Source organism: Streptomyces phaeochromogenes, from assembly GCF_001418655.1.
Lineage (GTDB): Bacteria > Actinomycetota > Actinomycetes > Streptomycetales > Streptomycetaceae > Streptomyces > Streptomyces phaeochromogenes.
This window is the reverse complement of sequence record NZ_LIQZ01000426.1, coordinates 1-18,559: the sequence shown is the minus strand read 5'-3', so window position 1 is coordinate 18,559 and position 18,559 is coordinate 1. Positions and strand designations below refer to the sequence as shown.

The 18,559-nt window shown below is 70.7% G+C and carries 15 protein-coding genes; 7 read left to right on the top strand and 8 right to left on the bottom strand.

All coding sequences use genetic code 11. The features are described 5' to 3' along the window. From AOK17_RS41780 to AOK17_RS41770, 3 genes are all read right to left on the bottom strand, one after another. Window positions 1–1,354 (bottom strand): DHA2 family efflux MFS transporter permease subunit (locus AOK17_RS41780; protein ID WP_055617876.1); only part of this gene is annotated, 1,354 nt, incomplete at its 3' end. Window positions 1,355–1,456: 102 nt separating this feature from the next. Beyond that, window positions 1,457–2,647: a lipid-transfer protein gene (locus AOK17_RS41775; RefSeq protein ID WP_055617872.1), complete on the bottom strand. Its 1,191-nt coding sequence runs from the start codon at window positions 2,645–2,647 to the stop codon at window positions 1,457–1,459. Next, on the bottom strand, window positions 2,644–4,911 hold the full coding sequence (locus tag AOK17_RS41770) for an acyl-CoA dehydrogenase family protein (RefSeq protein WP_055617871.1): 2,268 nt from the start codon (window positions 4,909–4,911) through the stop codon (window positions 2,644–2,646). Before AOK17_RS41770 ends, AOK17_RS41775 begins: the two co-directional genes overlap by 4 nt. A gap of 255 nt (window positions 4,912–5,166) precedes the next feature. On the opposite strand from AOK17_RS41770, the gene AOK17_RS41765 reads away from it, so the two are divergent. From AOK17_RS41765 to AOK17_RS41740, 6 genes are all read left to right on the top strand, one after another. Next, the gene (locus AOK17_RS41765) at window positions 5,167–6,939 is read left to right on the top strand and encodes an MFS transporter (RefSeq protein WP_055617870.1); all 1,773 of its coding nucleotides are present in this window, start codon (window positions 5,167–5,169) and stop codon (window positions 6,937–6,939) included. 170 nt (window positions 6,940–7,109) lie between these two features. Next, window positions 7,110–7,760, top strand: a complete 651-nt coding sequence (locus tag AOK17_RS41760) for a class I SAM-dependent methyltransferase (protein WP_055617869.1) — start codon at window positions 7,110–7,112, stop codon at window positions 7,758–7,760. Between the two features lie 204 nt (window positions 7,761–7,964). Continuing rightward, window positions 7,965–8,987, top strand: coding sequence for an AraC family transcriptional regulator (locus AOK17_RS41755; protein WP_055617868.1), 1,023 nt, complete (start codon window positions 7,965–7,967; stop codon window positions 8,985–8,987). Between the two features lie 327 nt (window positions 8,988–9,314). Further along, a complete protein-coding gene (locus AOK17_RS41750) occupies window positions 9,315–10,292 on the top strand; it encodes an N-acetylmuramoyl-L-alanine amidase (RefSeq protein WP_055617875.1) in 978 nt (325 codons plus the stop codon). 158 nt (window positions 10,293–10,450) lie between these two features. Next, window positions 10,451–11,293, top strand: coding sequence for a hypothetical protein (locus AOK17_RS41745; protein ID WP_055617867.1), 843 nt, complete (start codon window positions 10,451–10,453; stop codon window positions 11,291–11,293). 144 nt (window positions 11,294–11,437) lie between these two features. Beyond that, window positions 11,438–12,448 (top strand): LLM class F420-dependent oxidoreductase, encoded by a 1,011-nt coding sequence (locus tag AOK17_RS41740; protein ID WP_055617866.1) that lies wholly within the window; start codon window positions 11,438–11,440, stop codon window positions 12,446–12,448. 42 nt (window positions 12,449–12,490) lie between these two features. On the opposite strand, the gene AOK17_RS41735 is transcribed toward AOK17_RS41740, so the two are convergent. From AOK17_RS41735 to AOK17_RS41725, 3 genes are read right to left on the bottom strand one after another with little or no spacing between them, the layout of a single operon-like run. Continuing rightward, window positions 12,491–13,249, bottom strand: coding sequence for a hypothetical protein (locus tag AOK17_RS41735; protein WP_157881508.1), 759 nt, complete (start codon window positions 13,247–13,249; stop codon window positions 12,491–12,493). After that, window positions 13,236–14,837 (bottom strand): vWA domain-containing protein, encoded by a 1,602-nt coding sequence (locus AOK17_RS41730; RefSeq protein WP_055617864.1) that lies wholly within the window; start codon window positions 14,835–14,837, stop codon window positions 13,236–13,238. The genes AOK17_RS41735 and AOK17_RS41730 overlap by 14 nt, the downstream gene beginning before the upstream one ends. Further along, a complete protein-coding gene (locus AOK17_RS41725; RefSeq protein WP_063997363.1) occupies window positions 14,834–16,054 on the bottom strand; it encodes a hypothetical protein in 1,221 nt (406 codons plus the stop codon). Before AOK17_RS41725 ends, AOK17_RS41730 begins: the two co-directional genes overlap by 4 nt. 215 nt (window positions 16,055–16,269) lie before the next feature. Here AOK17_RS41725 and AOK17_RS41720 point away from each other — a divergent pair, with 215 nt between their 5' ends. Beyond that, window positions 16,270–16,566 carry a hypothetical protein gene (locus AOK17_RS41720; RefSeq protein ID WP_055617873.1) on the top strand — a complete coding sequence of 99 codons (297 nt, stop codon included), beginning with the start codon at window positions 16,270–16,272 and terminating at the stop codon, window positions 16,564–16,566. A 69-nt stretch (window positions 16,567–16,635) separates the two neighbouring features. On the opposite strand, the gene AOK17_RS41715 is transcribed toward AOK17_RS41720, so the two are convergent. Together AOK17_RS41715 and AOK17_RS41710 are read right to left on the bottom strand one after the other, a co-directional pair. Next, a complete protein-coding gene (locus AOK17_RS41715; protein WP_055617863.1) occupies window positions 16,636–17,706 on the bottom strand; it encodes a prenyltransferase/squalene oxidase repeat-containing protein in 1,071 nt (356 codons plus the stop codon). Then, on the bottom strand, window positions 17,703–18,497 hold the full coding sequence (locus AOK17_RS41710) for a class I SAM-dependent methyltransferase (protein ID WP_055617862.1): 795 nt from the start codon (window positions 18,495–18,497) through the stop codon (window positions 17,703–17,705). The genes AOK17_RS41715 and AOK17_RS41710 overlap by 4 nt, the downstream gene beginning before the upstream one ends. Between the last annotated feature and the right edge of the window lie 62 nt (window positions 18,498–18,559).

Sequence of the window (18,559 nt, the reverse complement as noted above, 5' to 3'; positions counted from 1 at the left end):
ACACCAGCGCGTACCCCTCCGTCAACGCCTCCGGCGACCCCCCACCCCCGGTCCGCGCAGCGGCAATCGTGGACATCACCGAGAGCCCGATCGCACCGCCCATCGTGCGGGAGGTGTTGATCAGCCCCGACACGAGCCCGGCCTCCCCCGGCTCCGCCCCCGACGTGGCCAGCGCGGCGAGGGGCGTCGCGGACAGTCCGGCGCCGAGCATCATCAGGATCCCGGGGAACATGATCGCGGTGAGGTACGCGCCGTCGGCGGTCATCGTGGACTGCCAGCCGAACCCGGCGGCGGCCACCAGCGCCCCGAGCACGGCGACATTCCGCGCTCCGACAACGGGCATCAGCCGCGGCGCGACCTTCGAGCCGATGATCACCGCGAGCGAGCTGGGCACGAGCGCGAGTCCGGCGTCCAGCGGCGAGTAGCCGAGCACGTTCTGGGCGTACAGCGTCATGAAGAACCACATGCAGAACATCGCCGAGCCGCACAGGAACATCGCCACGTTCGCCGAAGACACGGACCTCAGGCGGAACAGCTTCAGCGGCATCAACGGCACCTTCGTCCGCGCCTCGACGAGCACGAACAGCCCGATCAGGGCGGCCCCGGCGGCCAGCGGCACCAGGGTCTCGGCCGACGTCCACCCCTCGGCCTCGGTCTGCACGATCCCGTACGCGAGGGTCGCGAGGCCGGCCGTCGCCAGCAGGGCGCCCGGAAGGTCGATCCGCCGTCCGTCGCCGGCCCGGCCCTCGACGAGCCAGAGCAGGGCGCCGGCCAGCACCACCGCGCCGATGGGCACGTTGATCAGCAGGACCCACCGCCACGAAAGGCCGTCGACCAGGACCCCGCCGACGAGCCCGCCCGCCGCGCCGCCGCCCCCGCCGACCGCGGTCCAGGTCGCGATGGCCCGCGCGCGTGCCGCTCCCTCGGGCACGGCCGACGTCAGGATCGTCAGCGTCGAGGGCGCCAGCACCGCCGCCCCGAGACCCTGCACGGCCCGCGCGGCCAGCAACTGCCAGCCCTCCTGGGCGAGCCCGCCCGCGAGCGAGGCCAGCGTGAACAGCGCGAGCCCGATCAGGAACATCCGCTTGCGGCCGTACAGGTCCCCGGCCCGCCCGCCGAGCAGCATGAATCCGGCGAAGGCGATCGTGTACGTATTGACGACCCACTGGAGCCCGGGGGCGCTGAGCCCCAGGTCGGCCCGCATCGAGGGCAACGCCGTATTGACCACGGACACATCGAGGACGACGAGGAACTGTCCCGCGCAGGCGAGTGCGACCACCACCCAGGTGGGCGGCGCGGGACGACGGGACACGGCTATCTCTGCGGCGGCTCTGAGGGTGGGCATGGGTGTCATGCTCGCAGTGGTCCTGTGCCCCGTACATCGGAATTTCGCTGGACGGACCGTCGGCCGCTGGACCTAGGACCCAGGCAGCGCTTCCTCACCCGCCCGGCCCGCTCAGCCCCGCCTCAGCAGGGTCACCACCGCCGCGCCCCCGAGCCCGATGTTGTGCGCGAGCCCCACCCGCGCGTCCGTCACCTGCCGAGCCGCCGCCTCGCCCCTCAACTGCCAGACCAGTTCGGCGACTTGGGCGATTCCGGTGGCTCCCAGGGGATGCCCCTTGGAGATGAGGCCGCCCGAGGGGTTCACCACCCAGCGTCCGCCGTACGTCGTCGCGCCGGACTCCACGAGCTTCCCGGACTCCCCCTCCTCGCACATGCCGAGCGCCTCGTACGTCAGGAGTTCGTTGACGGAGAAGCAGTCGTGGAGTTCGACGACGTCGACGTCCTCGATGCCGAGCCCGGCCCTCTCGTACACCTGCCGGGCGGCGGCCCGCGACATCGGCTGCCCGACGACGTCGACGCACGACCCGGACTCGAACGACTCCTCCGTGTCCGTGGTCATCGCCTGCGCGACGATCTCCACGGCCCGCTCCCCCAGCCCGTTCCGCTCCACGAACCGCTCCGACACGACGACGGCCGCGGCGGCCCCGTCCGAGGTGGGCGAGCACTGGAGTTTGGTCAGCGGCGCGTGCACGGTACGTGCGGCGAGGATCTCGTCGACCGAGTAGACGTCCTGGAACTGGGCGTAGGGGTTGTTCGCCGAATGTCGGTGGTTCTTGGCCCCCACGGCGGCCAGTTGCGCCTCCGTCGTGCCGTACTTCTCCATGTGCTCGCGCGCCGCGTCGCCGAAGATCTGGGCGGTGGGCGGAGTCATCTCGAAGCCGTGCCGCGCCGCCATGACGGCGTAATGACGCGCAACCGGTGACGTCTTGAAGTCACCGCCGTCGGCCCCGCCGCCCAGCGCGCCCCGCGTCATCTTTTCGAACCCCACCGCCAGTACGCAGTCGCTCGCGCCGCCCTCCACGAACTGCCGGGCGAGCATCAGCGCGGTGGAGCCGGTCGCGCAGTTGTTGTTCACGTTGTAGACGGGCACACCGCTCAGGCCGAGTTCGTAGACGGCCCGCTGTCCGGCCGTCGAGGCCTGGAAGCAGTAGCCGACGGGCACCTGCTCCACGGCGTCGTACGAGACCCCGGCGTCCGCGAGGGCGTTGGTTCCCGCCTCCCGGACCATGTCCCAGTACTGCCAGTCCCGGGTCTCCGGCTTCTCGAACTTGGTCATGCCCACACCGACGACGTATGCCTTCATGACTCTCCCCGGTCTCCCGTCCGCTGGTCCCTCGGCAGGCCGAGGATGCGCTCCGCGACCACGTTCAGCTGCACCTGCGTCGTCCCGCCGGCGATGGTCAGACACCGGCTGAGCAGGAATCCGTGCACGGCCCGTTCCCCGGCGCCCTCGCGCAACGCACCGGCCGGGCCGAGGAGTTCGAGTGCCAGCTCGGCGACCTTCTGCTGGTGCGCGGTCTGGACGAGCTTGCGTACGGAGGCGCCGGCGCCCGGGTCCACGCCCGAGACCTGCCGCATGGTCGTACGGAGTCCGATGCAGCCCAGCGCGTGCGCCTCCGCGATCAGCGTGCCGACGCGTTCCCGCACGGTGTCGTCGAGGCCGGCGGAGCGGGCGACGATCGCTTCGAGGCCGGTGCCGAAGTTCAACTGGTCGGCCATGTGGACGCGTTCGTTGCCGAGGGTGTTGCGCGCGACCCGCCAGCCGTCGTCGACCGAGCCGACCACGGCGTCGGCGGGCAGTACGACATTGTCGAAGTAGACCTCGTTGAAGAGCGATTCGCCGGTGATCTCCTTCAGCGGACGGATCTCGATGCCGTCCGTCTCCTTCATGTCGACGACGAAGTACGTGAGCCCCTTGTGCTTGGGCGCGTCCGGGTTCGTCCGGGCGAGGAGGATCCCGTAGTCCGCCCACTGGGCCGAACTCGTCCACACCTTCTGCCCGTTGACGCGCCAGCGCCCGTCCGCGGTCCGCTCGGCGCGGGTGCGGAGCGAGGCGAGGTCGGACCCGGCCCCGGGTTCCGAGAAGAGCTGGCACCACAGCACGTCCCCGCACAGCGTGGGCAGCAGATACCGCTCCTGCTGTTCCCGGGTCCCGTAGGCGATGAGCGACGGTACGACCCAGGTGGCGATCCCCAGGTCACCGACGCGCACTCCGGCGGCGGCCAGCTCCTCCTGCACGGCGAGCTGCTGGACGGGGCCTGCACCGAGTCCGTACGGCGGGGGCAGATGGGGTGCGGTGTATCCGGTGGGCGCCAACTCCCTCCGTACGGCCGCTGGTTCGAGGCCACGTACGCGTGCGATGACGGCGCGGGCCGCCACCCGGTGCCGCGCGGCCTCCGCCTCGGGAAGCTCCGTACGGAGTTCGCGTCTCGCCCCTTTCTCCGCAGCCCCGACCGCCCGCAGGAGATGCCCGCCACCGAGCAACTGCCGGGCCACCAGGGCCCGTCGGAGGTAGAGATGCGCGTCGTGTTCCCAGGTGAAGCCGATGCCGCCCAGCACCTGGACGCAGTCCTTGGCGCAGGTGAGGGCCGCGTCGAGCGCGACACCTGCGGCGAGGGCGGTCACCAACTCCCGTACGTCGTCCGGTTCTTGTACGGCCCTGGCCGCGTCCCACGCCAGCGCGCCGGCCCGTTCGACGCGGACCAGCATGTCGGCGCACAGGTGCTTGATCCCCTGGAACTGGCCGATGGGCCGCCCGAACTGCTCCCGCACCTTCGCGTACGAGGCCGCGGTCTCCAGCGCCCACGCGGCGGTCCCGCACGCGTCGGCGGCGAACACGGCGGCTGCCAGGTCCCGCACGAGCGCCGAGTCGACGTCGAGGACGCGGTCGGGCGGGACGCGTACCGCCGTGGCCACGACCTCCGCGGTGGCGCGGGTCGGGTCGGCGCTCTCGTGGACGCGGACGGAGAGCTGCGAGGCGTCCACGGCCAGCCACAGCGTGCGACCACTCGACGCCCCTGCCCCCGACGCCGACGCCGACGCCGGGCCAGACCCAGGCACCGACGCCGCCAGGATCAGCAGGTCCGCGTCGCCGCCGGACAGTACGGGCGGGGCCGTGCCGTCGAGCACGTACCCGTACTCGCACTCGTCCGCGTCCGCGTCCGCGTCGGGCACGGCGGTCAGCGTCCCGGTCCCGAGGGCGACCGCCCCGATCCGCTCGCCCCCGGCCAGGGCCCGTACCAGCCCCTCGGCCGCGGCACCCGCCCTCGCGAGCACCAGCGAGGCGAGCGCGTTGGCCGCGTAAGGCCCGGGGAGTGCCGCCCGCGCGGCCTCCTCCAGTACGACGGCGAGGTCGAGCACCGTCCCGCCGCCGCCTCCGCACTCCTCCGGGAGGTGCACCCCGATGAATCCCTGGGCGGCGAGCGCGTCCCAGTGGGCGGGGCGTCCGCCCTGGCCGCCGGGTGCGTCGAGCAGTTTGCGCGTTTCCTCGGGTGGCACCGTCCGGGCGATCCAGCCGCGTACGGCCTCGGCCAGGTCCCGCTGTTCCCGCGTGATCCCGATCCCCATGCGGCGCAGACTAGAACACGTTCCAATCTGACGGAAGGTCAGATACGGACCGATCCACTTCCGGCGCGCATCCGACCCGCTCCGGCCCGCACCCGCCCCACTTTCGATCTGCTTCTTCGGAGCGCCCCTCGCCCACGTCTCCATGTAATGAAAAAGTCAAGAATTCGTTAGCGGCTCGAAGCAACGGAATAGTTGCCTGGGCGCACGGGGTTCACCCTGCACCTACCCCGCTCTCGCCTCTGGAGGCAGCACGTAATGACCCGGACAGCGACGGACCCGCGCACGCGAAGGCCCAGCGGCAGCGGAATCGTTCCGGTGCTGGCCTTCGCGGGCATCGTTGTCGCGGTGATGCAGACCCTGCTCGTGCCGGTCATCAAGGACCTGCCCGAGCTGCTGGGCACCTCGCCGAGCAACGCCACCTGGGTCATGACCTCGACCCTGCTCGCGGGCGCCGTGGCCACACCGATCATGGGGCGCCTCGGCGACCTGTTCGGCAAGCGGCGCATGCTGATCGCGAGCCTGGCCGTAATGGTCGTGGGCTCGCTGATAGCCGGCTTCACCAGTGAACTGCTCGTGATGATCGTCGGCCGTGCCCTGCAGGGCTTCGCGATGGGCGCCATCCCGCTCGGCATCGGTCTGATGCGCGACGGGCTGCCGCGCGAGAAGCTCGGCTCGGCGATGGCCCTGATGAGCTCCTCGATCGGCGTCGGCGGCGGGCTGGCCCTGCCGGTCGCCGCCCTGGTCGCGCAGCACACCGACTGGCACGCGCTGTTCTTCGGCTCCGCGGGCCTCGGCGCCCTCTCGATCCTGCTCACCCTGGTCTTCGTACCGGAATCGCCGATGCGGGCCGTGGGCACCTTCGACGTCTGGGGCGCGCTCGGCCTCTCCGCCGGTCTCGTCCTCTTCCTCCTGCCGATCACCAAGGGCAGCGACTGGGGCTGGACCTCCGGCACCACGCTCGGCCTGTTCGGCGCGGCGGCCGTCGTCCTCCTCCTGTGGGGCCTGATGGAGCTGCGCGTGAAGGCTCCGCTGGTCGACCTGCGCACCACGGCCCGCCCCGCGGTGCTCTTCACCAACCTCGCCTCGATCATGGTCGGCGTCGCCTTCTACGCCGTCTCGCTCGTCCTGCCCCAGCTCCTCCAGCTGCCCACCTCGACCGGTTACGGCCTCGGCCAGTCCATGGTCGTCGCGGGTCTGTGCGTGGCGCCGCTCGGCCTGACGATGATGTTCACCGCGCCGGTGTACGCCCGTATCTCCGCCAAGTACGGCCCCAAGGTCACCCTGATGATCGGCATGCTGATCATCGCGGTCGGCTACGGCGCCGGCCTCGGCCTGATGAGCGCCGCCTGGCAGACCATCGTCATCGCCGTCGTCCTGGGCGCGGGCATCGGCCTCGCGTACTCCTCGCTGCCCGCGCTGATCATCGGCGCCGTGCCCGCGTCGGAGACCGGCGCGGCCAACGGCCTCAACACGTTGATGCGCTCGATCGGTACGTCCGTGTCGAGTGCCGTGATCGGGATGGTCCTGGCGAACACCGCGAACCAGGTGGGTGGCATGGCTGTTCCCACGATGCACGGCTTCCGGGTGTCCTTCCTGATCGCCACGGGTGCGGTGCTGTTGGGCCTGGTGTTCGCGGCGTTCCTGCCGGGGCGGCGGGCGGCTGCGAACGCGGAGAAGCCTCATCTGGTGGCGTCCAGCGAGGACACCGAATACGGCGAGGCCGCCTCGCCCGAACTGGTCCCGGCCGGCCGGACCGCTCAGGCCGGTTTCCGTGGCCGTGTCCTCACCGCCGACGGTGTCCCGGTCGCCCGGGCCAAGGTCACGCTGATCGACCGGCGGGGGCGGCAGGCGGGAGCCACGCTCTCGGCGGAGGGCGGCGACTATGTGCTCGCCGTGCCCTCGGAGGGGGCGTACGTGCTGGCCGTCACGGCCGGGGGGCACGGGCCGCTTGCCTCGGGGGCGAGCCATCCCGGTGGGGTGCGGGTGGTCGAGGTGGATCTCGCGCTGCCGAGCGTCGTCCCCGCGTAGCGCTCCGCGGGAAGGACCGGGAGGGATCGGGAGGGATCGGGCGAGGTCGGATTTAGGCTGCGGGTCGGTCGGTGCTGGGCGCACAGTTCCCCGCGCCCCTGACAGGGCGGGCTGTGCCCTGCCCTGTCACCATGGGGCGCCCGGACACCCGTACGACCTGGAGGAACCCCATGCCCGCCGCGCCCAAGCCGGAGATTCTCGCTGCATTCGAGGGTGCCAAGGGGTTCATGCCCGTGGGGGAAGGGCTCGCGTTGTACGGGGCTGCCGTCGAGGCGGGGCGGCTGGGGCTGCCTCTGCTGGAGGTGGGCACGTACTGCGGGCGTTCCACTGTCCTGCTGGCCGGTGCCGCCCGCGAGGCCGGTGTCACGGCGGTCACCGTCGACCACCACCGCGGGAGCGAGGAGCAGCAGCCGGGCTGGGAGTACCACGACCCGGCGACGGTCGACCCGGAGCTCGGCGTCATGGACACGCTCCCGACCTTCCGCCGTACGCTCCACCGGGCGGGCCTTGAGGACCACGTGGTCGCCGTCGTCGGCCGCTCGCCGCAGATCGCCGCCTTCTGGAACTCCCCCCTCGGCCTCGTCTTCATCGACGGCGGCCACACCGACGAACACGCGACCGGCGACTACGAGGGCTGGGCACCCCATGTCGCCGAGGGCGGGCTGCTGCTCATCCACGACGTGTTCCCCGACCCGGTGGACGAGTTCACCGGGCAGGCGCCGTATCGCGTGTACCTGCGGGCCCTGGAGTCGGGCGCGTTCACGGAGCTCTCGGCGACGGATTCCCTGCGGGTGCTGCGGCGGACGGGCCCGGGGATCTGAGACCGGGGCCGACACAGCCAGAGGCGGCACGGCCGGACGCGGCACAGCCGAAGGCGGCACAGCCGGACGCGGCACAGCCGGATGCGGCACAGCCGGACGCCGCGTTCCAGCGCACCCGAATGCACTGTATGAAGTTTGAAGTACCCTCCGCACGGGGCCAATTGGGCGGTGGCGCACCCGGCGGCCGAGGAGAAACGGGGCGGGATGATCGGGACGGTGTTCCGGAGCGAGGACGTGCCGGCGGAGCACAGGTTCGACTACTGGCGTGACCTGGTCCACCGGGCGATCGCGCCGAGCGACATCACCAGTGAGCACACCGGCGACTTCTGGGCGGAACAGCGCCTGCTGGAGCTGGGGCCGGTGATGGTGTGGCCGACGTCGTTCCGGCCGGCGCGATTCCTGCGCACCGAGAAGATGGTGCGTCAGTGCGACCCCGAGCTGTACCACTTGTCACTGGTGCTGGGCGGCGGGATGGGGCTCGACCATGTCGGGCGTACCGAGCTTTACGGCCCACGCGACCTGTGGGTGACCGACACCGCGGAGCCGTACGACGTGCGACCGTCGGACTCCGGGGACCGCCATCTGGTCACGGGTGTGGCCGTGGACTTCCCCAAGGCCCTGCTGCCGCTGTCGCCGGACCGGGTCCGGGACGTGCTGGGCCGGCGGCTGTCGGGGCGGGAGGGGACCGGCTCGCTGCTGACGGAGTTCCTCATCGGCCTGGACCGGCAGTCCGCCTCCCTCCAGCCGTCCGACGCGCCACGCCTGGGATCGGTGCTGCTCGACCTGCTGTCGGCCTGGTTCGCCCATGTGACCGACATGGAGGACACCCTGCCGCCGGAGACCCGTCACCGGGCCATGACCGCGCGCATACGGGCGTTCATCCGGCAGAACCTGCACGACCCGGGGCTCGCACCGCCCGTGATCGCCGCCGCGCATCACATCTCCCTCAGCTATCTGCACCGGCTCTTCCAGGAACAGGCGCCGGGCGGGGACGAGACGGTCGCGGCCTGGATCCGCCGTCTGCGACTGGAGGGTGCCCGGCGCGACCTGGCGGACCCCGCGCTGCACGCCGTCCCCATCCACACCGTCGCCGCCCGCTGGGGCCTCCCCCGCGCCTCCGACTTCGCCCGCGCCTTCCGCAGCGCGTACGGGCTGACGCCCAAGGAGTACCGGCTCCAGGCGCTCTCTCCGCCGGAGCAGACGGAACAGACGGAACGGACGCAGTAGACGGAGTAGACGCAGAGCGCAGGATCTGTGGACTCACGCCTAACGACAGCCCCAGGAGTTACAGACATTCTGATGCGGGGGAAGGCTGCGCAGCCTTCCGGAGGGGCGTCCCACGGGGGAGGACGCCCCTCGCACCCTCAACGGCGGAACCCAGAAGTACGCGCTGACGGCCACCAGCACCAACGGCGGCAAGTCCTGGTCCTCCAGGGACGCTCCGGCCCGCACTGCGTGATCGTCCACACCGCCACAGTCCTGGCCGCCGACGCCGTCACCGGCCTGGCCCAGGGAAACCTGCGGACCCCGGGGGCGGCCCGTAAGGTGGCAGGCGTGTCGTACGTAGGTCCTGACTTCGAACCTCCCCGTCCCCCGCGCCACCCCCTGCGCGGCCCTCTGACCGTGGCCGTCGCCGCGCTCGTGCCGGGCGCGCTGATCGGCTGGCTGGTGTGGCAGACGGTGGGGGACTCCGGCGGGGACGCGCAGGCGTCGCCCTCGTCCACGTCCTCGCCGTGGGGCAGGCCCACCACGCCGGGCGCCTCGGACGACGGCAAGGAGCAGCCCGGCGGCGCCGGCGGGACAGGCGACAGCGAGAAGCCCGGCGGCTCGCCCTCCGCCTCGGCCCCCGCCGCCTCCGGCTCCCTCAAGGGCAAGGTCGTCGTCATCGACCCCGGTCACAACCCCGGCAACTTCCAGCACACGTCCGAGATCAACCAGCAGGTGAACATCGGAACAAACTCGAAGGAGTGCGACACAACAGGTACGGCGACCAACGACGGTTACACCGAGGCGAAGTTCACCCTCGACGTCGCCCGTCGGATGCGCACCGTCCTGGAGAAGGAGGGCGCCACCGTGAAATTCACACAGGACGGCGACCGCTCCTGGGGCCCCTGCGTCGACGAGCGGGCCCAGATCGGGAACAAGGCCGACGCCGATGCCGTGGTGTCGATCCACGCGGACGGCGCGGGCGCCGGCAACCGCGGCTTCCACGTGATCCTGCCCGGCTCGGTGCACTCCGGCGCGGCCGACACCCGTCCGATCGTGGCCTCGTCCCGCGAGCTCGGCGAGCGCGTCGCGGGCAGCTTCCTGCGCGTCACCGGCAGCGCCCCCTCCAACTACATCGGCGGCGGCACCGGCCTGGACGTCCGCAAGGACCTCGGCGGTCTCAATCTGTCAACGGTTCCGAAGGTCTTCATCGAGTGCGGCAACATGCGCGACAGCAAGGACGCCGCACAGCTGACCAGCAGCGCGTGGAGACAGAAGGCGGCGCAAGGAATCTCTGAGGGAATCGTGAGTTTCCTGCACGGGTAGTGATCAGCGCACATATCCGTGCGGACACCCCTGTAGGCCTGACGATAGTGTCGTCTCTACGATGAGGGGCCACCCCCGCGCTTCACACCGCGGCCTTACGGCGACATGGTGACAGCGACGCCTCCACCGATGACGAGACGACTGACGAAGGACCTGAAGTGAATATCCGCTCCCTCACTCGAGGCGACGGCGTGGTGATCGGAGCAGCGGTTCTGCTGTTGATCGCGTCGTTCCTCGACATCTACTCGTACGACGGCGCCGGAGCCGTAGAGATGCCCAACGCCTGGTCGAGCGCGCCGCTCCTGCTGGGAGTCGTGCTGACGGGCATCGCGGGCGCCGCACTCATCGTCGTCGCCCACGGTCTGCCGCAGGTACCCAAGGTCGCCGGTCTCGACCTCGGACAGTTCGGCGTCGCGCTCAGCATCTTCTCCGCGTGGAGCGCGCTCGCGAACATCTTCGACCCGTCGGGCGGCGTCAACAACGTCGGTGACGGCTCGGGCGGCCCGGACGCGGGCACCGGCCTCATCCTGCTCCTCATCGCCTCCCTGGTTCTCGCCGCCGGCGCGGTCGCCTCTCCTCTCGTCCCGGCCCTCAAGAGCGCCCTCCTCCCCGCCCCCAAGCCGGCCGCCCCGCAGCCGTACGGCGGTCAGCCGCAGGGTGGTTACGGCTACCCGGGCGCCGGTGCCCCGCAGCCCGGCCAGCCCTACGGCGGCCAGCCGCAGCCGGGTCAGCCTGGTCAGCCCTTCGGCACGCAGCCTCAGCCGCAGCAGGCGCAGGCCCCGCAGGCGCAGCCGTCCGGCGGGGAGTTCTCGCCGTTCTGGTTCGCCGTGCCGGTGCCGCGTCCGCTGTTCGCGGAGGACGGTTCGCCGACGCCGATCGCCGAACTGGCGCCGGGCACCTGGTACCTGGCCGTCGAGCAGCGCGGCCCGAGCCTGGTGGCGCAGACGCAGGACGGCCGCCGCGGTGTTCTGCAGGACACGTCCGGGATCCAGCGCGGCTGACACACACCGCCGCCGGGTTCCACCACGGCCCTCCACCCGCACGAGCGCTTCGGCGCTCTTCCGGGTGGGGGGCCGTTCGGCGTACAGTCGCCGGAGTATCCGGTATCTGACGGACCGTCAGAAGCGGTGTGAGGAGTGGTGTGCATGCGGCTCGGACTCGCTCTCGGTTACTGGGGCCGCGGTCCCTCGGCGGACCATGTGCCTCTCGCCCAGGAGGCGGAGCGGCTCGGTTACGACTCGGTGTGGACCGCCGAGTCCTGGGGCTCCGACGTCTTCACGCCGCTCACCTGGATCGCCGCGCAGACCTCAAGGATCAAGCTGGGTACGGCGATTGCCCAGATGGCCGCCCGCTCCCCCACCACGACCGCGATGCACGCGCTCACCCTCGACCACCTCTCGGGCGGACGCGTGATGCTCGGCCTCGGCCTGTCGGGTCCACAGGTCGTCGAGGGCTGGTACGGGCGCCCGTTCCCCAAGTCGCCGCTCACCGCGACCCGGGAGTACGTCGACGTCGTACGCCAGGTCCTCAGGCGCGAGGCGCCCGTGGAGCTGGACGGGCGGTTCCACTCGCATCCGTACCGGGGCGAGGACGGGACGGGACTCGGCAAGGCGCTCAAGCCGATCACGCATCCCCTCCGTGCCGAACTGCCCGTCCTGCTCGGCGCCGAGGGGCCGAAGAACATCGCGCAGACCACCCGGATCGCGGACGGCTGGCTGCCGCTGTACTGGTCGCCGTTCAGGACCGATGTGTACGAGGCCTCTCTCGACGCGGCTCCCGAGGGCTTCCTCGTCGCGCCCATGGCCCGGGCCAAGGTCTGTGACGACGTCGCCGAGGGGCTGCTGCCCGTGAAGGCGATGCTCGGCTTCTACATCGGCGGCATGGGGCACGCGGCACGCAACTTCCACGCCGATCTGATGGCGCGGATGGGCTTCGAGGAGGAGGCCCGCCGTATCCAGGAGCTGTTCCTGGTGGGCCGTCGCGAGGAGGCCGTACTCGCCGTGCCGGACGCCTTCGCCGACGAGATCTCGCTCGTAGGCTCACGCGAACGGATCGCGGAGCGGCTGGAGTTGTGGCGGAAGGGTCCGGTGACGGACCTGCTGGTGCTGTCACCGGACCGGCTCACCCTGCGCACGCTCGCAGAGCTCAACTCCTAGCGCGTCCTGAAGGATCGGCAACTCCCCGCCCGGTGGCGGCTGTCAGCGGAATATGGCAATCGCCTCCAGCGTGACCTCGCGGCTGTCCGACCGCCAGCCGGTCATCTTGCCCAGGCAACGGGCCTGGAAGGTCCCGTCGTTGATCCGCTCGCCGCGCAGGCCGCCGGCGGCGCAGGTGACGCGGACGTGCGCGGGCTGCCCGGGATCCCCGTAGGGGGCGCGCAGCACGATCTCCTCGGTGGACTCCGACTCCACCAGGAAACGGCCTCGGACCGAGACGAACTCCTCGATGTCGCTGAGCGCGAGGCCGCCGCGGCCGGCCTCGGGACCGAGGGTCTCGGCGAGGGCGCGGTTCGGGGTGACGTCCCCGGAGCGCAGGTCGGCGTGGACGATGACGTCGGCACGCTCGAAGGCGTCCATGAGCATCCCGATCACGGAGATCGGCTCGCTCTTCTGGACGTAACTGCTGAACTTCTCCTGGCTGATGTCCCGGTTGGCCTTGACCGTCCACGGCAGCAGCCTGCCCCAAAGGCCCAGGCTGGTATTGACGTTGGTCCGGTGCTCGACCGCCTGTTCCAGCGCCGCGCTGTAGTTGCCGATGCGGTAGAGGTCCATCACCGCCTTCTCGTCGAGGTAGAAGCAGATGCTGTACGCGGACCGCTGCCCGAGCGTCCGCCGTCTTCGCTCCCGGACGTGCCGCGCCAGCACGACGCCGAGCGTCACCAGACCGGCCGCGGTGACCAGCCACACCGTCATCCAGGGCCACCACACACCCCACCACTGCGCGTCAACGACAGCCACGGATCTCCTTGAACGCCTCGGAAAGGGATGAGCCCCGCGCGTCCACCATGCGTCCGCCCGTCTTCGTGGCCGCGCGCCGCAGGGCCCCGGCGTCGGCCTCTCCGAAGTGCACGGGGTAGGTGTGGACCGCGGCGCGGGTCTCGGCCGCCCGCGCCTCGTAGCGGCGTACGAACTCCTCGTACGCGATACCGGAGTTGTTCTCGCCGTCCGTCATCAGGACGATGGACACGGCCCGTTCGGGGTCGTCGGCCACCACGGTCGAGGCCGTGCGGTAGCCGTGGTCGAGGGCGGTCCAGACGGCGGTCGCGTCGCCGTAGCCGCCGCGCGCGACGACGTCGGCGAGTGTCTTCAGGTCCTTCTGCCCGCCGACGGTGACGGTCCTCTCCTCCAGCACGCGCCCGCCGAACCGTACGACGGTCAGCCGCTCCCCCTGGTAGAAGCGGGCGAACTTGCCCGTCGCCGAGGAGTCCGCGCCGCTGAGGTCCGCGAACGCCTCGCGCAGGGCCGCCATGCGCTCACCGCGCATCGACCCGGAGAAGTCGAGCAGGAAGATCACCTGGTTGGGGACGCGTCTCCGTGGATCGCCGTAGTCGTCCAACAGGCGTTCCACGACCGCCAGTTGGTCGGGGAAGAAGAGCGCGTTGCCGACCGGGGCGCGCAGTTGTCCGTCCCGGCGGACGGACGGGCTCACCGGCCGCCGCAGGGCCGTACGCATGATCTTCTCCTGTACGGAGTCCCGCTGGAGCCACTCCACGACCTTGTCGTAGGCGGCCCGTCGGTCCGGGTCGTCCGGGTCGAGGAGCAGCAGGGGGAAGTCGGCGAGAACCATGCCGTCCTGGGGGCGGACGATCTCCAGCTTCTCCTTCAGCCGGCCGCCGGAGTTGAGGGCGAGCAGGTCGGACTCGTACGTGATGAGGGCGTTGGCCGTGCCGGGGTGGTCGACGAAGTCGTCGAGCAGGTCGCGGGTGGAGTCGGCGGTGAGTTTCTGGCCGGAGCGGAAGCCGCGCAGCCGGTCGCAGGAGACGTCGTTCTCGCGCAGGGCGCCGCCGGTGCCCGCCGCGGCGGTCGCGACGCCGACGAGCGCGGCGAGCCCGCTGCCCGTCTGCCGGGGGTCGGCCATCCCGAAGCGTACGGTCCCGGTGGCGGCGGCATCGGCGATGTCGGCCCAACTGAGCCTGCCCTCCGGTGACTTGGCGCGCAGCTCGCGTGCGACGTCCGGCCGCAGTCCGACGACGACCGGCGAGAGCATGGTCGGCGTACGCAGCAGCCGCTGGGCGGTGTCCTTGTGGCGCAGCCGGAAGGAGCGGTCGGTGGAGAGCCAGGCCAGGTCGTGCCCGCCGCCGCCCTTTCCGGTGCCGGTGCCGGGGACCAGGTCGTCACCGGTGTCCGCGTCGGCCCGGTAGTCCATGTCGAGCTCGACTCCGGTCTCGTCCCTCAACTCGTCGAGGAGCGGCTCCAGTACGGCGAGGTCGGGGCCGGCGAGGACGCGGAGGGTGGTCTTCTCGTCGTCGTCCCCGGAGCAGGCGGTGACGGTGACGGTCAGGGTGAGCGTCAGGCACAGGGCCAGAACCCACCGCCCGCGTCTCACTTGGGGTCCTTCTGCGGCTCCGGGCAGTCTCCGACGATCTGGATCATCCGCTCCAGGACGGTCAGGCTGGGGAGGACCGCCTTGGTGTCGTCGGCGGAGGTGACGGGCGCCTGGATCCGGCGGTCGGTCAGGAACTTCGCCAGCTGGTCGCTCATCCCGTCCGCGGTGGCGTCCCGCGGCCTGAAGCCCAACTCCACTGCCCGTGCCTGGAGTTCATGGTTCCTCGTCACCAGTCGGCCGAGCCGCTCGCCGTCCTTGGTGAGGGCGACCAGCTGGGGTTCGGTGACGAAACGGGTGTCCGGGTAGAGGAGGACACGGTCGGTGTCGGGCCCGCCCTTCGCCTTCTGGTGGCGGATCTGGTGAGCCAGGTACTGGTGCTCGTAGAAGACCGCGATCGGCGAGATGCTCTTGCCGTTCGGGGACAGATACGTCTCGGCCATCTCGGAGGCGGGCAGGCCCTGTTCGACGAGCAGCGGCTTGATCTCCTGGGCGAGATCCTCCGCCTCGCGCGTGCCGTTCGGAGCGTCGTTCCCGTGTCGCACGAAGGCGACGAGGCCGAGATACGTACCGCCGGAGTTGGCCTGGCAGATGTTCGAGGTCTGGGCGAGGATCTTGTTGCCGTTCTCCACGCCATGGTTCTTGATCCCGATGTTCTTCCAGCGTCTGCCGTCCGCGGTCAGCGTCAGGAACTTCGCCATGTTGAGCGTGTAGTAGAGCGGCCTGCCGCCGACACCGCCGTTCCGCTGCGGCTCTGCGACCCCCGCGTCCTTCAGCGTCTCGGCGTACGCCCGGTAGGTGCCCAGCACTATCGGGCTGACGAACGGCCGGTAGGTGAGCACCGGATTGCCCGCCTTCGCCCGTTTGTTGGTGATCAGGTCCGCCGCGGGCTGTCCGGAGGGGAACACGACGTCGTATCCCTGGACGTCCTGGTTGGCGATGTCGCGGGAGCCCATGTTCGTGATGTGGACGCGGAAACCGTGTTCCATCAGGATGCGTTGGACCTCGGGGTCCTCGAAGAAGTCCCTTTTGGAGGCCATCTTGGCCTCGATGGTGACGACCCGGTCGAGTGGCATCAGCAGATGACCGGTGGCGAGGAGCAGGACGAGGCCGACCACGGGGACCGGGAGTGTGAGAGCGAGTGTGCGGCGCAGGCGACTGCGCTCGGGTCTGTTGACGACCAGACGGGGTTCCTCTGACACGGTTCTGTTCGCGGACACCGGCGTCTCCCCCTAGCGTGGGGCAGGATCGTCGGTGACAGCGCTTACCGCCGAACCACCTCACGACGAACGGCAGTTGGAACCAAGGTTAATCGCTGACGAACCATCACGGGGAGAGCCTGTCACCGCCCTTCGACGGCGCCTTGACCTCGAAGGATTCCAACGTGTTCGAACACAACGGGTTTCATTCGGGATTCAAGGGCAACTCGCAGAGCATGTCCTCTCGAACTCGCAGCAACGGTGCCAACCAGGCCGGCACGGTCATCGCGGTCGTCGCCGACATCATGGCCCTCATCCTTGGCCTCTGGATCCTGATGTACCTGCTGGATGCCAACCAGGGCAATGACTTCGTCCAGTTCATCCATGACGCGGCACGCTGGCTCGCCGGCTGGTCGCACGACCTGTTCACCTTCGACGAGCAGTGGGCACGGGTCGTCGCAGGGTATGGCCTCGCGGCCGTCGTGTACCTCTTCGTGGGGCACGCGATCGCCAACCGCGCCCACCGTCACTGACGTACGTACCGAGCAGGTGAGCGTACGTACCGAGCAGGTGCGAGTACGTACTGAGCAGGTGCCCGGCCCCTACTGACAGCAGTCCGGGTCCAGGCCCGTCGGCAGGCGGTCGCCGCTGAAGACCGCGCACGTCGCCTCGTCGCCGCCCAGAGCGGCGACGGCGAGGAGCAGGGAACCGGCCGTCCAGGAGGTCAGCTCCTCGGGCCAGACGGCCTGGGCGTCGAAGACGTAGCCCGTCCAGTACAGGCCGGTTCCCGGGTCCCGCAGATGCTGGATCGACTGGAGTATCTCCAGGGCCCGGTCGGACTCGCCCACGGCCCAGAGCGCCAGGGCGAGTTCGGCCGACTCCCCGCCCGTCACCCACGGGTTGGGGACGACGCACCGTACGCCGAGCTCCGGGACCACGAAGCGGTCCCAGCCCCCCTCGATGCGGTCCTTCGCCTCGGCGCCCGTCAGCGCGCCGCCGAGCACCGGGTAGTACCAGTCCATCGAGTAGCGGTCCTTGTCGAGGAACCGCTCCGGGTGCCGGCGTATCGCGTGGCGCAGCGCGCCCACCGCCAACTCCCAGTCGGGCTGCGGTTCCTCGCGTTCCTCGGCGATGGCGAGCGCGCAGCGCAGCGCGTGGTGGACGGACGAACTCCCGGTCAGCAGCGCGTCGTTGACGGGCGTCCCGTCATCCTCGCGCTTCCAGCCGATCTGCCCGCCGGGCTGCTGCAGTTCGAGGACGAACTCGACCGCCGCGAACACGGTCGGCCACAGCCGGTCCAGGAACGTGTCGTCGCCGGTGGCGAGGTAGTGGTGCCATACGCCGACGGCTACGTACGCGCAGAAGTTGGTCTCGCGGCCGCGGTCGGTGACGTCGGCGGCGTCCCCGTCGGCGTAGGCCGCGTACCAGGAACCGTCCTGGTTCTGGTGGCGGGCCAGCCAGTCGTACGCCCGCCCGGCGGCCTCGTGCTCGCCGGCCGCGTCCAGGGCCATGGCGGCCTCGGTGTGGTCCCAGGGGTCGAGGTGGTGTCCGCGGAACCACGGTATGGCGCCGTCCGCGCGCTGTACGTCCAGGATGCCGCGGACCGTCTGCGCGGCCTGTTCCGCGGTGAGCACTCCGGTCAGGACGAGGTGCTCCGTGCGCGGTGTCGTCACGAAGGGTCCACCGTGGCAGCGTCGGAGGGGTTCACCGTGGCGGCGTCGGACGGGGCCACGGTGGCGGCGCCGACGGGCAGGTGGGGCTTGGTCGCGTACGCCACGAAGCTCTTGCCGATCAGCGGGTTCAGCGCCTGTTCGGCGACCCGGGTGGCCAGGGGTTTCTTCATGATGTCCCAGACGAGGAGCTTGTGGTACGCCCGCACCGGCAGGGCCTTGTCGTTGTCGACGCCGAACGCGCACTTCAGCCACCAGTAGGGGCTGTGCAGCGCGTGGGCGTGATGCGTGCCGTACGGCCTGAGGCCGGCCTCGCGGATCTTGCCGAGCAGCTCGTCCGCCTTGTAGATGCGGATGTGGCCGCCCTCGACCTCGTGGTACGCGTCCGAGAGCGTCCAGCAGACCTTCTCGGGCCCGTAGCGCGGAACGGTGATGGCTATCCGCCCGCCGGGCTTGAGCACGCGGACCATCTCGGCGAGTACGCCCTTGTCGTCCGGGATGTGCTCCATCACCTCGGAGATGATCACGACGTCGAACGACTCGTCGGGGAAGGGGAGTTGGAGCGCGTCACCCTCCATGGCGGTGGCGGTCGCACCCTCCGGCGCCTCCCCCGCCTCCTTCATCGCGGCGAACCACTTGGCGACCTCGCGAATCTCTTCCCCGTTCTGGTCCAGCGCCACGACCTGCGCGCCGCGCCGGTAGCACTCGAAGGCATGGCGCCCGGCCCCACACCCGAGATCCAGCACACGGTCCCCCGGAGCAAGCGGAAACCGGGAGAAGTCGACGGTCAGCACGTGGTCCTGCTTTCACGGTGAGGGGGTTCCACGGGGGTGGGCGCGGGCGCCGTGTTCACGGG